A 14,432-nucleotide genomic window follows, 5' to 3' on the forward strand; every position below is an offset into this window, starting at 1 on the left:
TTATGGTGTGGGCATGATCAAACACGTTGACGAACGCAAAAAAATCGATATCAAGAAGAACATCGAATGGCTGATGTTCCTTCGCGTTGTCGTGATTTCTGTGCTGCTGGGAGCGTCGGTCATATTTCAATATACCGCCAAAGGAACGATAGCCTTCTTCGGCAGGGAACTGATATACCTGTACCTCCTCATCGGGTTCACCTATTTTCTGACCGGTGTGTATATCGTTATCATCCCCCGGGTGAAAAACCTGAGGGCGTTTGCATATCTTCAGATATTCTGGGACGTGATGCTGATTACCGGGTTGGTTATTTTGACAGGCGGGATCGACAGTATCTTCACGTTTTTGTACATCCCCCTCATCATAGCCGCAAGTATTATACTTTATCGCTCAGGAGGCTTTATCATCGCGTCGATCTCCAGCATTCTATACGGGATCGTCGTCGATCTGATTTTTTTTGGCTTTATTGCTCCATATGGTTCCACGGCCCGTCTGGAATACAGCGACAGTTATATTTTCTATAATATCTTTATTAATATCGCCGCATTCTACCTTGTGGCGTTTCTGTCGGGCTATCTGGCCGAACAGGTGAAAAGGACGGGCGAGGAACTTATTGAGAAGAGAATCGATTTTGAGGAGTTGAAGATTCTCAATAACGAAATCATGCAGAATATACAGACCGGCCTGATTACTATAAACAAGGACGGACAGATAATTTCCATCAACCGCCAGGCGGAGCTGATTACCGGCAAAAGCCTCAAGGAAGTATGGATGAGCCATATCGATGATGTGTTTCCGAACCTGCTGGAGAATGTGGACTTCCCAAACCTGGTGTATATGGAGCCGGGCCTCAATCGCTGGGATAAGGAGTTTATTTCACATACGGGTCGGAAGTACCAACTCGGATTTTCCATGTCTCCGCTGGCTACGCACACCGATGGAGAGACCGGGAAGGTCATACTCTTCCAGGACATCACCCGCATCAGGGAGATGGAACATGAGATCAAACGGTCCGACAGGCTCGCCACCCTGGGAAAGCTTGCCGCCAACCTCGCCCATGAGATCAGGAACCCTCTAGCGGCCATGAGCGGTTCCATCCAAATGCTCAATCAGGATATGTCGTTGTCGGGTGAGAACAAACATCTGATGAATATAGTTCTTCAGGAGATTGATCGATTGAATCACCTGATTACAGATTTTCTCATGTACGCCCGTCCCACTGAACCCAAACGCCATACGCTTGATCTGAAGAATGTTATCACTGAGACCATCGCGCTTTTTCGTAACACTCCCAAGGGCACACATAATATATCAATCGAAACGGAGTTTTACGGCGACTCCGTAACCGACGGCGATTACATGCAGCTCAAGCAGGTGTTTTGGAATATATTTCTGAATTCCGCAGAGGCGATGCCCGAAGGAGGCGTTATTTCCGTTTCGATGCAAAACACGAATGATGCGGCGGATGGCATGATTGAGACGAGGATTCGTGACACCGGCCCCGGAATCAACACGAAGATACGGGAGTTGGTTTTCGACCCCTTCTTTTCCACGAAGGACGGCGGCACCGGCCTTGGCCTGTCGACGGTGAGGCAGATCATCGAGACCCACGGCGGTAGTGTCGTCGTCGGAAACGCCGATACGTCGGGGACGGAAATCATCATCCAGCTCAAGGGGCACAAAGAGGCGGTGTCGCCCGCCGATCCGGCGCCAAAAAAATAGTCTCTCGTTCGCTGGAATGTGATTCATCCAGAACGTCGTTATCAGTTCACATCCCTCCCTCGGTATCGTTTCTTAGAAATCGGTTGACTTTCAAAAAGACAGATGATACAGTTTTTTATCGTTTTCCCCTGTGAATTTGTTACACATCTTTTATCGTTGTTATTATCGGGAGGAATTCAGTCATGCCGACATGGGAAATCGGGAAAATAGGCGACATTGCGCCGATTACGGTACTTCTTATCGAGAGCGATCAATCATACGCCCGGCTTATTAAAGAAATTATCTCCGGTATCTCCGAGAAAAGAGGCAACATCTTCGAGCTGAAACAGGCGGAATCGATGGAGGAGGGAATCGTCTTACTCAAGAACGATACAATCGATGTGGTGCTCCTGGAGCTGCAGCTTCCGGACAGCGAAGGCCTGTTCACGTTTTTGAAGGTCCACCATGCGGAACCGGATGTGCCGGTGGTGGTTCTTTCGAGCCTGGAAGACGATGAAACGGCGGTTCTGGCCGTTAAGGAGGGGGCTCAGGATTACCTGTACAAGGCGGTTGTTACTCCCGGTGTCCTTGTCAGGTCCGTTCGGCATGCGGTTGAAAGGAAGCGCGCCCGAGATCAATATAATCGATCTATGGAGGAGATAGAAGAGCTTCTGGATAAAAGAACGGAACAGCTTGTCTTGACCCAACAGAAGCTCGACAGGCTTGAGGAATCGCAGCGGCGGCTCTCCAGCGAGCTGGGAAAAGTGCTCTCCGAGGTCAGATCGATGAAGAAGGATTGAGACGGCACAGAGGTACGTATCGTATCCACGGATCAAAAACTCTTCCGGGATGCATCACGGAAGGAAGATGTGTGATCGTCTGTATCGACGAGGATGTACATATTGGGAGAGGCGATGTATGGGTGTGGCGGTGTGTTATCCTCTTCTTTCGCACACCGCGTGAGCTTGGTGTAAATCCGCGGATACTACAAAAACGGCGCCGGAATACAACGGTGTCGTTTTTGTACGAGTGTTTTGAAACGTCCGCTGTCACCTTCTCGCAGCTTTGATCAAACGTACCATCCCTTCGGATGAATTTCAGCGGGGATCCTCTCCGTTACCGTTCCATCAGGGTGAAATAACAGGTGTCATCACCCTTTCCCATACAGGAGATTTCGGTGGCTATGTATTTCCCCTTGCCGTACGCCCAGTCGGCGATATACGTCATAACACCGGCATAGACCGAGCACATGGGGCGGTCGGATGTGTAGTTCTCACACAGAAGACAGTCGAAGCAGTCGAAATCTACGGGAGCCGATTCCTTAACGACGAGCCTTCCCTTGCCGCTGGCGGCGACAAACAACTCCATCCCCTTCATAAACCGTTCGTGAGGATCCGGCAACTCCTTGAAATAATCAAGAATGTGGCCGATTTCGTCGGCGTATCGGAGGTTTGTGTAACCCAGACGTCTCCAGATACCGATAGCTCCATTCAGGCCGACGAGATGTACCACTTCATCGTAGATCTTCGCTTGTTCGGGGACTGTGATGCATGGTTCTAGGTTGTATTCAGGGGGATTTTCATACAGATTGTCCATCCCGATGTTTCTAAAAAGAATCTTCGCCCCGTTGTCTCCCATAATCTCCAACACGCCGTCGACTACCGCCCTGATTGCCATATTTGAAGTCATTTTTGTAATTTCCTCATTCATAGCTGGATCCTTTTGAGACAATACCTGAAACAGCGCAATTCAGGTATAAAAATCCGTGCCGTATTATACATAATAATGTCGATTTGGCAAGCATTAAAAATATGGAAGCATATCGTTGTGTGTGCTTAAAATCAACCTGCACATGTCAACGATCTTGTATACATGGTCTGCATAAACGACTCCCGGCGATGGTAAGACTGGGGGGGTGATATGGGGAGCCGTATAATCCTCGACTGGATGTAGTTTTATCTTCGATACGGCGGATTTTTTTATCCTGTTTTGGCCGTGATCCTCTTTTGGTATCTCCGGGCCGACGACGATGCTTTTCGGGATGGAAGGTTTTCAGGTAAACCGGCGTCGATGATTACGACCAGGTTTCTATGAATCGTTTGAGCGAGCGGTCGTATGTGCGCTCCACGTCGTCGGGGAATAAACATGCCGGAAGCTCCTTTTTCTTCCAGTGATACTGGATACACTCACAGCACTTTCCCTTTCTGCTGCAGGGTTCATACGTACAGTTGCAGTGCTCCATGTTTTTTTCAACGTTGTCACACTTCACGGCTGACTCTCCTCATGGGTGGTTCGGGTTCTGTGATGTGAGCGTATCCGTTACAGACCCAGCAGACGTTTCGGATTCGCCTCGGTCATCATGGTAAATGTGTCTTCTTTCAGGTTCAACTCCTTCAATTCGTTCATGATTCTCACCCGGGAAAGGAGCGGGTAATCACTGCCGAAAAGGACCTTCGCCTTCAGGTATGAATTTGCGGCCTGGATGACGCCGGGGGGAATATGCCTGGGCGCCCACCCGGCGATGTTGAAATAGACAAACGGGTTTCTCCTGACCACCGCCAGCGCCTCCTCCCACCAGGGGTAGCCGAAATGGGCGATGATCAGGCTCAAGCCCGGAAAATCAACCGCCACGTCGTCCACAAAGAGGGGCCGGCAGTATCGTATCTTCGTGCCGGCGTGAAACTGGGTGCCGGTATGAAACAGTACCGGAACGCCCAGCTCCTGGGCGGCTTCATAGAACGGATATATCTTCGGATCATTGATATCAAGGTCGATCAGGTGCGGCAGGAGCTTGAGCCCCTTGAGTCCTAGATCGGTAACGGCCTGCCTGAATTCCTTGACGCCGTTTTTCCCCTTGTGGGGATCGACGGAGGCAAATCCGATGAAGCGGTCGGGATATGTGGAGATGCTTTGGGCTACCAGGTCGTTGGAGACCCGGTATTGATGAATGGTCTCGGCGTCCACCGCCACGATGACCGATTTGTCCACCCCCGCTTCATCCATGTCTTTGATGATGTCCTCGATGGTGGGCATGCCCATTTCGCCGAACATGTGTTTGTAACTCTCGGCCATTTTCTCAGGCAATGATTCAATGGCCTCCTTCGTCCAGAGCTGTGAGTGAGTATCTATGATCATGAGAATGCTCCCCTTGCTTGAAAAACGATGGGGTATCCTATCACAACAGACCCGTGAAGGCAAGGGGTGAAGGGAGCTCCCTTTTCCTCATGCACTTCCGGGTCGGTCGGGATGCGGCGTCCCGGTGTGGGTACGAGCAAAGGCATCTTTCGGATGTGGGGCGCCGGGTCGACGCGTTGATTTTTTTGATTAATGGGATCGAAAAGGAAAAGGGGCGCCGGTGAATGTTACCGGAAGGTCAGCGGCCCAGGATTTTTTCCGCGATCAAATCCGCCATCCGCGAGGGATCGTCCAGGGGGAGCACCGGGACGGTTGCTTGAAGATCGGTATCGGCGGCTACGGCGAAGAGGGTGTCGTCGTTTGAGCACAAAAGGGATTCATGCACGCCCTTTCTGAACACCTCGATCTTCGGGTGGATGTCGTTTTTATACCCCTCCGAGAGGATCAGGTCCGCATCGCGGCCGAATCGATCTCTGATTTCTACGAGGGTCAGGTCGTGGTCGGTGTCGGCGATGACGGCGATCTTCTCCGGCGATGATATGATAGCGGCAGCCGCCCCGGCCTGCTTGAGGCGAAAGCTGTCCTTGCCGGGCTTGTCCACCTCGAAGCCGTGGACATCGTGCTTGACGATGGTTATGCGTACGCCCCGTTTTACCAGCTCCGGTATAAGCCGTTCCAGGTAGGTGGTCTTGCCGCTGTCGGAATACCCGACGACGCTGAGAATCGGGATCATGTCCGGTCTTTCTTCCGCCGCCGGGCGATGATCTCCGCCCGGTCGATGTCCTCCGGCGTATTCAGGTTCATAAGGGAATCCAGCTCCGGGTCGATGGCGCGAAGTTCCCGTCCCGAAACCTTTCTGATCTTCATCCGGTTAAAAAATGAGACGATCTGACACCGCCCGGCCCGTATGCTTTGTTTCACCTCGTCGATGCAGGCTTTCGAATAGACGGAAAACAACGGTTCGTAGTATTCCCCCAGCACCGGCACGGCGATATCCGCGTCTTCCCGTACGGAGATGATATATTCCATCAGTCGTGGTTCGATAAAGGGCATGTCGCATCCCAGGGCGAAGACCGCCTCGGTTTCGGCGTAAAACAGGCCGGTGTAAAGCCCCCCCAGGCTCCCGAATCCGGGGTGAATGTCACAAAAGACATCGACCCCCATGTGCTCGAATGCGGCTGCGGTGTTGGCTATGATGATGGCCCTCTCGCACGCGGCCTGTGCGGCGGTCAGGACCCGCTCGATGAGCGGGACGCCGTCGACCGTCAGAAAGGCCTTGTCCGCCCCCATGCGAACGCCCTTTCCCCCGGCCAGGATGACCGCCGTCACGTTTAACCTTCCCGCAGTATGCATCGATCGGCTTTCGTCAGTTCGGGTCCAGCACCACCGACGAAGGATTATGCTCCTTGAGCCAGTAGTAGAACTCGTTCTCGATCTCCCGTACCTCCCGATGCCGGGGAACGAGGCTTCCCGCGGGGATCATCTCGGTTTCGAAGTCCGCCGGCCCATCGGCCGCCATGCGTATCGTCACACGGGCGATGCGTTTTCCCTTCTCGTCGGCCGATACCATCACCGCATCCCCCGCCGCCATCGGGACGGGAAGGGGCTGGGGTTCGCTGGTGGTGATAATCAGGTCGATGCCGTCGACCTCGTCGGCGAGGCCATAGACGTCCTGCCTGTCCATCGCCGCCAGGAGAACCACCAGGTCGCATTGCCCCTCGATCATTTCAATCGCCGTTTCCGCGGCGCTTGCGGGATCGGTAATGATGAAGGTATCGAAGTCGTGGGCGCCGGAGGCGCCTTCCCCCATTACGCCGATGAACCCCACCGATACGCCCCCGATCTCGACGATCGTGTACGGTTCGAAGGCCGGCATGAAGGTGTCGGCCGAGAGGAGGTTGGCCGACACCAGGGGGAGGGAGTACTCATGTTGCAGTGCGGTGAGGAAATCCAGCCCCGCCGCCAGGTCGTTTGGGCCGACGTTCACCACATCATAGCCCATCTCGAAGAACCCACGGGAGACCAGTCCCGCGGCGATCTTGTCCTCCTCCTCGCTGGTGGGGAAGAGGCCGGTCCGCCGGAAGAGAAAATTACCCGCATCGACCACGATTACATTTTCGTAGCCGTTTTCCATGTCCTCGATCAATGTTGCCCGCCGGGCGAGCCCGCCCAGTTTTTTGTTTTCTCAGGCGCAGGGGAGGACCTCACCCCAGGTATCGCAGGAATGGACGATGGTGATCGACGCCGCCAAGGCACGCACAGGCAGGATGACCCCGGCCGCAAGCAGGGCGCACACCATGATGACAAGCAGTCTTCGGTTCATATCGCCTCGTGGTTCCTTCTCTATTAGGTATACTGATCATCCCACAGTTTTCTTGCGTATAGGATGACGGAAACGCCATTATAGCATATTTTTTTAAGGGGCGTTGTTTCAGATACATAAATCTGAAACGAATTGTCGATTATTCCCCGGTCAAGAGCCGCCTCGCCTCATCCAACGGCGCGTCCTTTCGATACGGCACCAGAACGAGGCCGATTTTCTCCCTCTCACACAGAAACGACGAGAGGGTGAGAAGATCCGCCCCGCTCACGGCCCGGCCCGTCTGCCAGTCGATGAGCTGGGGCTTGATGACGAGCCGCTTGGGGTCCCCCGCCATGAAGACGCCGGATTCGCACAGCTCCCGGTATTCCGGTCCCAATTCCGAAAGGTCGCCCAATCCTTTCTCCGCCATCATCTGGCGCTGGTAGGCCATGATGAAAAAATAATCGGCACCGGCCCGCTCGAACTCCCCCAGGTCCTGGGAGAGCCAGGTCAGGGCCAGGTCCGGCCGGAGGACGGCCTCGTACGAGAGGTTGACGCAAAAGAGCATCTCCGGCCGATCTTTCTTCACCCCGTCGATGATATTTTTCACCACGTCGCCCAAACGGCGGGACTTGAACGCCGCCCAGTCATAGAAGGCGTCGGTGTAGCCGTGGACGTAATACTTGGTGCCCGCACCGTTGAGGTAAGGGTCGACGTAGAACGTCTCGGGCTCGATCTCTTTTCCGTAGAGTTTTTCCGCATCCTCCCCCATCCCCTCGGCGTGTTTGAGGACCAGGTCGTCCTGGAAGAGGACGCCGTCGATGGAATAGGCCGCCAGGTCCCGGTAGAGTCCCACGAGGCGCTCTACCTCCAAGTCGGAAAAAAGATTGACCCCGAAGGCGGGGACCAGGGTTTTCGTTTTAAAGTCGTATTCCAGAAGGCCGTAGGCGTCGTTTCCCTCCACGGCGTAGCGGGTGGTCATCCAGGCGAAGAGGGAGAGATCATTGGCCTTCGCCGCGGCGATCATCGTCCCCAAAACGTCGTCCACCACCGGGGCGTGTTCGGTGGCAAAATAGACCCCGGCGTCGCACCTTGGCTCGGCGAAGGGATAGAAGCGGTCCCCCTTGTTGTGGAAGACCCGGACGATGACCGTGTTGCATCCGAGGTCCTTGACGGCCGCCATCTCGTCGATGAGGCCCTCAAGGCTCTTGGACTCGAACAACAATACCTGCACCCCCCGGATCGGTTCTCTTGGGAGGGTCGTCTTCTTTTTGAAGATGCCGGCGGTGGCGGTGGAGGCGCCCCGGTCTGCGGCGTCGGCGATGATGATATCAAGACTGACGGATGCCGCCCGGGATTCATCGGCGAGGACCCGGGGGGAGAAGGGCAGGATTACGGCAAATAGTAAAAGAAAGACGCACACGCCCCGAATGGGAAATCGAGCAAAAAAACGGTTCGCGATAGTGGTGCGGATACGGGAAGCGTCCCCGGGGGCACAGGTGTGGAAAATCATGGGGGCGTCCCTATTCGAAGTAGTCGTCGAGGTCGGTGATGCGATCGATGATCACATGGGCGCCCGCCTCCTCCAGGGAGTCCCGGGTGCCGAAGCCGTAGGTCACCCCGCAGGCGATGACGCCGGCGGCACGGGCGGATTCGATGTCGTCCACCGTGTCCCCCACCATCACCGTCCGGGCGGGATCGGTCCCGAATTTCTCCAGGGCCAACAGGATCGGCTCCGGCTCCGGCTTCATCTTGGGGGTGCTGTCCGACCCGATGATCAAATCGATATAGGGTAAAAGCTCCAGGCCCGAGAGGACCTTTTCGGCCATGTAGTTGAGCTTGTTGGTGACCACCGCCTTTTTCTTTTCGAGATTTGACAGGGTATCCATCACGCCGGGGAAGGGGACGGTGTGATCCAGAAGATGCGAATCCAGGTATTCGATGTAGGAGCGCATGGTGTTGAACTTCTCCTCCTCGTTCTCCCCCGCGGCGTTTTTGAGCATCTTCGAGATGCCGCTTCCCACCAGCGTCACGATCTCGTCTTCAGTCAGGGGGTTCATCCCCAGGCTTTTCAGGGCGTGGTTGATGGCGGCGGCCAGGTCCTTTTTCGAGTCCGCCAGGGTTCCGTCCAGATCGAAGAGGAACAGGTCCACTTCCCGCTTTCCGTTCAGGCTCATGTCGTCCGCTTCCTTTCGTGCTTTTTTCTCTGATCAACTCAGCGGTGTTTTGCTTTCAGTGCGTGAGCGAAATTATAACAAATTATTTTACCATGACAATAAAAAAGATGCGGTTTTAATGTCGTTCGTGTCGGGGTGTGTTGGGATAGGCGTTGATAAGTGTCCATAAAAACCGTTTGCCTTCTATAGTTGGTATGGTAGTATGCGTGAAGAATGATTATATCTAATCGAGAAGGTCATGAAAGAAATTGGTGAAATGGGATTTAGTAACATTTTTAATATTCTTCGTGCAATATCCATCGGGGTTATTTCATCGGCAGTTTTTAAATTACTAGAAATAGCACATAATCTTTTTTTTGTTCGATTCAAGGATTATAGGTTCATATGGAAAAGGTCGCGCTCCATTGAGCCTCAGGACGTTATGATTCTGCGAGGCTATAAAAACCAGGGATATAATGAGTTTTATTTCGAACGTCCCCATGACGAAGAAATCCGAAGACGACTTGCAGACGGACAGCATACTATAATTATGGGCCAACCTCTTTCCGGAAAGACTAGGAGTTTTTACCATGCGTTGAAAAAAAACGAAAAAGACTATTACGTGACCATGCCGGACGAGACAAAAATAACCAATGCCTCTTATGCAGTTCCTCGATTTTATAGTTTTTTGCCGTGTATACGAAGGCGCCGTATCTTGTTTCTTGATGATGTTCAACAATATACTCGGGAGAAAAAATTAAAATCCTTGTTATATGGATTTCAGAAGGCAGGCGTCGTCATTGTCGCTACATGCAGAAAGGGAGAGGAGGAGCGCGAGTTTTTGGAAGACGAAGTGAAGTATTTGTTCGGTGAACCGATCATCATACCAAATATTGAGTCGAGCGAGAGAGCGCGATTGTCCAATGAATTGGAAAAGGAAATCGGTTTGTATATACCAAAAGAGTTTGATGGTAATATCGGTACCGTTTTTCTGGACCTGGAAGTCATAGAAAAGCGATACAAGGAAATGGGGGATAAGAAGCGAAATATGCTCCTTGCTCTCCAACGCCTCAGGAGCCTGGGCGTTCACCGAGGGTTATATGTATTTGATGTATCCTGGGTGCTTTCGGTTTATTGCAGTATATATGATGAGGGAAATTATAAGGAACAACAAATATACACTGAAAAATTCGATGACCTATTAACTGAACTCGATGAAAACGGATTTATCCGAAGAAAAAAGAACTCGATCCGAATAGAGGAGGCATATCTTGAGAGAATTGTAACTGAAGTTAAGATAGCAGTTAAGGACTTCAAGGATTCCATCCACATTTTCCAGGATGACCCCGAAGCCCTCATCAATCTCGCTAAAAAAGCGATAGAATTGGGTGAAAGATCCCTTGAAAAAGAGGCGTTCATGACCGTTGCTATCGAGGCCCTGGAGTTGGCATTAAAAACTGAGATAACAGGACACATATATGCTAGCGCGAAAAACAGTCTCGGGATTGCATATAGAAAGCGTTCTGAAATCCGTGGGGCGACAAACGATCTCGAAACAGCAATATTATGCTACATAGACGCCCTGGAAGTATTTACTCCCCATCGTTTCCCCATGAGCTATGCAACAGCTCAGAATAATATGGGATATGCGTATACAGACCTTGCGGGATACCATAATCCGGTGGAGAACCTGGAGCGTGCCGTTCGTGCGTATGGGGAGTCACTGAAGGTTTATACCCTGGAACGCACCCCGATTGACTACGCCTACACCCAAAACAACCTAGGAATTGCATATAGAATTTTTGCGGGCTACCGGGAGCCGGTTGATAACCTGGAGCGGGCCGTTGCGGCGTGTGAGAAAGCATTGGAAGTACGAACCTTAAAACTTTACCCGATTGACTACGCCATGACCCAGAACAACTTGGGAAATGTGTATAGAGACTTGGCAAGTTACCGGAACCCGGAGGAGAATCTTGAGTTGGCCGTTTCTGCGTTTAATGAGGCGTTGAAGGTCTATACCCTGGAACGCACCCCGATGGACTACGCTATAACCCAGAACAACCTTGGGAGTACGTATAGCAGTTTTGCGGACTACCGTGAGCCGGTGGAGAACCTCAAACGAGCTGTTGCGGCGTGTGAAGAGGCGCTGAAAGTGAGAACCCTGGAGCGCTCTCCGAAAGACTACGCAATGACCCAGGGCAACTTAGGAATTATGTATCGAAAACTTGCAAAATATCATGAGGAGCCTAAGGAGTATTTACGAAAGTCCATAAAAGCGTACCAGGAAGTGCTAAAGGTATTTAGTAATCCACGGTTACTTATCTACTATGCTCAGACGATGGGAAACCTAGCCATTACTTATATTCAGCTGGCCCGTTTGGAAAACCGGGAGGAACACTGCCAGGAGGCGAGGAGATGCATCAACGAGGCCCTGAATATTTATACAGAAAAAGAATTTCCCTTGGATTATCAGAGGATGATGCGTATTCTTGAGGCAATCGATGAGATATACGGCCGGGTGCAAAAGGAACTGAAGTAATATTTTTCTCCCTTTCACCCAAAACATGTCTTCTCTGAGAGTTTCAATTTAATATACCCCCCCTTTCTGCTTGACAATTTCCGTGCTTTCTTCGACTATACGTATATCAAAAATTTATTATTCCTCCTCCCGTGCGACGGGGAGTGAGGCGAGCGGCCCGCCGGCGGCGGGGACGTATCGCGGAGCGGAACTGATGACGAAGAACAATAAAAACGACCGCAGCATGCTGACGCTGTCTCGTGATGAGATGAGGCGGATCGGCTATCGGGCGGTCGATATCCTGGTGGACTATTTTTCAACCGTGGCGGAAAAGCCGGTGGCCACGGTGGTTGATCGAAAGACGTCGGAGAATCTCTTCCTCGAGCCGCCCCCGGAGGAGGGGCGGGATATCGACCAGGTCCTCAAACGAGTGACCGATGACCTGATGGAGAACCTCGCCCATGTCAATCACCCCCGATTTTTCGCCTTCGTCTCCGGCCCGGGAAACTACATTGGGACCCTGGCGGATTTTTTGGCGTCGGGTTTCAACGTCTTTTCCTGCACGTGGCTGGAGAGTTCCGCGGCGTCGGAGCTGGAGATCGTCACGGTGGACTGGCTCCGTCAGATGATGGGGATGCCCACCGGCGCCGGGGGGATCTTCGTTTCCGGCGGCTCGGCGGCCAACATGACCGGCCTGGCGGTGGCTCGTGCCCAGAAGCTCGGCGGGCCGGATGATTCGGCCCGGGCCTATTTCTCCGACCAGACCCACTCCTCGGTGGAGCGGGGTCTTCTGATGCTGGGCTTCCGGCCCGATGCCATTCGAAAGCTCCCGTCGAAGGACGACTTCACCCTGGACCCGGAGATCCTTCGTAAAGCTGTCTCCGAGGATCGGGACAAGGGGCTTCTGCCGTTCGCCGTGGTGGGGAACGCCGGCGCCGTCAATACCGGCGCAGCCGACCCCATGGACGCCATCGCCGATATCTGTGCCGATGAAAATCTCTGGTTTCACGTGGACGGGGCCTACGCCGCCCCCGCGATCCTCACCGACGAGGGGAAGGCGGCCTTTGCCGGACTCGGCAGGGCGGACTCCATCACCGTGGACCCCCACAAGTGGCTCTTCCAGCCGCTGGAGATCGGCTGCGTGCTGGTGAAGGACGCGGCGCACCTCTTTGACACCTTCCACATCTTCAAGGAATACATCGCCGACGCCGATGCCGACGCCGGTGAAGTGAACTTCGGCGACTGGGGGATGCAGCTCTCCCGGGGATTCAGGGCGCTAAAGCTCTGGATGACGATCCAGGTGTTCGGGATGCGGGCCATCCGGGAGGCGGTGGCCTGGGGCCTGGAGCAGGCCCGGGAGGCGGGGAGGATGATCGAGGGGACGGAGCATCTGGAAATCGTCACGCCGCCGAGCCTGGGGGTCGTCACCTTTCGATACCGCCGCCCCGGCTTTTCCGAAGACGACGCCGACCGCATCACAGGTCCGATCGTGGAGGACATGACGAAAGACGGCTACGCCCTGGTGACAAGCACACAGCTTTGGGGCCGGCCGGTGCTGCGGCTCTGCACCATCAATCCCAGGACGACCCTGGAGGACATCCAAGAGACGTTAAACCGCATCGTCGCCTTCGGCGATCGCCGGGAGGTGTTGTGAGATGGCGTAACAGGGAATGTACCAACGGAGAGTGCGGCGACGGAGACGGACGCGGATGAAATAGTCCCTCTTTCCTTCCCCTGAAGACGTCACGCCAAAGACCCGGCCGGGAGGGCGTCGTCTTGTCCGACTTGCCGGATTTCTATTACACAAACTCCACTCTAGACCATGGGCTCATTTTCCGGGGGGATATCCGTTTTCGGCGGTCTGCTCTGCAAAAAACCTGTAAAGGCCATTTCCTCGATCTTATCGGAAAGCAGTCTGATTCTTCCCAAAAACCACCCCATGATTATCAACAGAATCGCATCGGATACATAGACGACATTCAATTGCGTGAGGATTCTGGGGAATACGACCGCCCGTAATATGATAACCGTGATAATAATCAATATTCCCGCAATGTTCCATTCAACGGTGAGTTTGCTGTCTTCTTCGCTCTGTTTTACCTGCAGTGTTCTGTTTAATATCCCGGCCATCACTCTCCCGACAAGAAGAAAAAGAATATAATGAAAGGGAAGGGTATTGACAAAGGAATCGTACAGCGTAATACCAAACACCGTGAGAAAAATCAGAAAATAGATCAGCTTTCTGAGTCTTACCCGTCTATCGACGTGGTTTTTGTAATAATCTCTTTTCGTCATAAAGAGCCCTCTGTGAGGATGATCTTACCAGCAAACAATATGTCTGTATTTCAAAGGATACAGACTACAGCAGATGCAGAACACATGCCGCCATGAAGCACAGGATGGTCCCGTTAATGATCTCAACAAAAAGAAGCTTGTTTGGATACGATGATTGAATCCACATATCGAAAAAACGGGGAATAATTCTGATCCCGACGAGAATCAGGCCGAAATACAATATACTGATGGGGCTAAGATGTCCTGAACGAGACTTGAGTTGACAGTGGCCGTACCTCCCGGCATGTCAATGGCGGTTACACAGTCATAACCTGCCGATCCAGA

14 protein-coding genes are annotated in these 14,432 nt (G+C 52.9%); 4 read left to right on the forward strand and 10 right to left on the reverse strand.

What is annotated here, in order from left to right:
- Nucleotides 1-13: 13 nt before the first annotated feature.
- Together JW885_16600 and JW885_16605 are read left to right on the forward strand one after the other, a co-directional pair.
- Entirely contained in the window at nucleotides 14-1,723 is a 1,710-nt protein-coding gene (locus tag JW885_16600; protein ID MBN1883784.1) for a PAS domain S-box protein, read from the forward strand.
- A gap of 182 nt (nucleotides 1,724-1,905) precedes the next feature.
- Complete coding sequence (locus tag JW885_16605; protein ID MBN1883785.1) at nucleotides 1,906-2,502, forward strand: response regulator; 597 nt, start codon at nucleotides 1,906-1,908, stop codon at nucleotides 2,500-2,502.
- 316 nt (nucleotides 2,503-2,818) lie between these two features.
- Here JW885_16605 and JW885_16610 read toward each other — a convergent pair whose 3' ends face one another.
- From JW885_16610 to JW885_16650, 9 genes are all read right to left on the reverse strand, one after another.
- Complete coding sequence (locus tag JW885_16610; protein ID MBN1883786.1) at nucleotides 2,819-3,391, reverse strand: hypothetical protein; 573 nt, start codon at nucleotides 3,389-3,391, stop codon at nucleotides 2,819-2,821.
- Nucleotides 3,392-3,776: 385 nt separating this feature from the next.
- Nucleotides 3,777-3,971, reverse strand: a complete 195-nt coding sequence (locus JW885_16615; GenBank protein ID MBN1883787.1) for a hypothetical protein — start codon at nucleotides 3,969-3,971, stop codon at nucleotides 3,777-3,779.
- 50 nt (nucleotides 3,972-4,021) lie between these two features.
- Nucleotides 4,022-4,837, reverse strand: a complete 816-nt coding sequence (locus JW885_16620) for an amidohydrolase (protein MBN1883788.1) — start codon at nucleotides 4,835-4,837, stop codon at nucleotides 4,022-4,024.
- A 238-nt stretch (nucleotides 4,838-5,075) separates the two neighbouring features.
- Nucleotides 5,076-5,570: a molybdopterin-guanine dinucleotide biosynthesis protein B gene (mobB, locus tag JW885_16625; protein MBN1883789.1), complete on the reverse strand. Its 495-nt coding sequence runs from the start codon at nucleotides 5,568-5,570 to the stop codon at nucleotides 5,076-5,078.
- A complete protein-coding gene (locus JW885_16630) occupies nucleotides 5,567-6,166 on the reverse strand; it encodes a molybdenum cofactor guanylyltransferase (GenBank protein ID MBN1883790.1) in 600 nt (199 codons plus the stop codon). The genes mobB and JW885_16630 overlap by 4 nt, the downstream gene beginning before the upstream one ends.
- Nucleotides 6,167-6,203: 37 nt before the next feature.
- A complete protein-coding gene (locus tag JW885_16635; protein MBN1883791.1) occupies nucleotides 6,204-6,983 on the reverse strand; it encodes a hypothetical protein in 780 nt (259 codons plus the stop codon).
- Nucleotides 6,984-7,022: 39 nt separating this feature from the next.
- The gene (locus JW885_16640; protein ID MBN1883792.1) at nucleotides 7,023-7,160 is read right to left on the reverse strand and encodes a hypothetical protein; all 138 of its coding nucleotides are present in this window, start codon (nucleotides 7,158-7,160) and stop codon (nucleotides 7,023-7,025) included.
- A 139-nt stretch (nucleotides 7,161-7,299) separates the two neighbouring features.
- Nucleotides 7,300-8,652 carry a hypothetical protein gene (locus JW885_16645; GenBank protein ID MBN1883793.1) on the reverse strand — a complete coding sequence of 451 codons (1,353 nt, stop codon included), beginning with the start codon at nucleotides 8,650-8,652 and terminating at the stop codon, nucleotides 7,300-7,302.
- A 10-nt stretch (nucleotides 8,653-8,662) separates the two neighbouring features.
- Nucleotides 8,663-9,316, reverse strand: coding sequence for an HAD-IA family hydrolase (locus JW885_16650; GenBank protein MBN1883794.1), 654 nt, complete (start codon nucleotides 9,314-9,316; stop codon nucleotides 8,663-8,665).
- A gap of 238 nt (nucleotides 9,317-9,554) precedes the next feature.
- Between JW885_16650 and JW885_16655 the strand changes: the two genes are divergently transcribed.
- Both JW885_16655 and JW885_16660 read left to right on the forward strand, forming a co-directional pair.
- Nucleotides 9,555-11,834 (forward strand): tetratricopeptide repeat protein, encoded by a 2,280-nt coding sequence (locus JW885_16655; GenBank protein ID MBN1883795.1) that lies wholly within the window; start codon nucleotides 9,555-9,557, stop codon nucleotides 11,832-11,834.
- 193 nt (nucleotides 11,835-12,027) lie between these two features.
- Nucleotides 12,028-13,467, forward strand: a complete 1,440-nt coding sequence (locus JW885_16660) for a hypothetical protein (protein ID MBN1883796.1) — start codon at nucleotides 12,028-12,030, stop codon at nucleotides 13,465-13,467.
- Between the two features lie 161 nt (nucleotides 13,468-13,628).
- Here JW885_16660 and JW885_16665 read toward each other — a convergent pair whose 3' ends face one another.
- Nucleotides 13,629-14,108, reverse strand: coding sequence for a hypothetical protein (locus tag JW885_16665; GenBank protein MBN1883797.1), 480 nt, complete (start codon nucleotides 14,106-14,108; stop codon nucleotides 13,629-13,631).
- Nucleotides 14,109-14,432 lie beyond the last annotated feature (324 nt).

It is taken from the genome of Candidatus Zymogenaceae bacterium, assembly GCA_016931225.1.
Taxonomy (GTDB): Bacteria; Desulfobacterota; Zymogenia; order Zymogenales; family Zymogenaceae; genus JAFGFE01.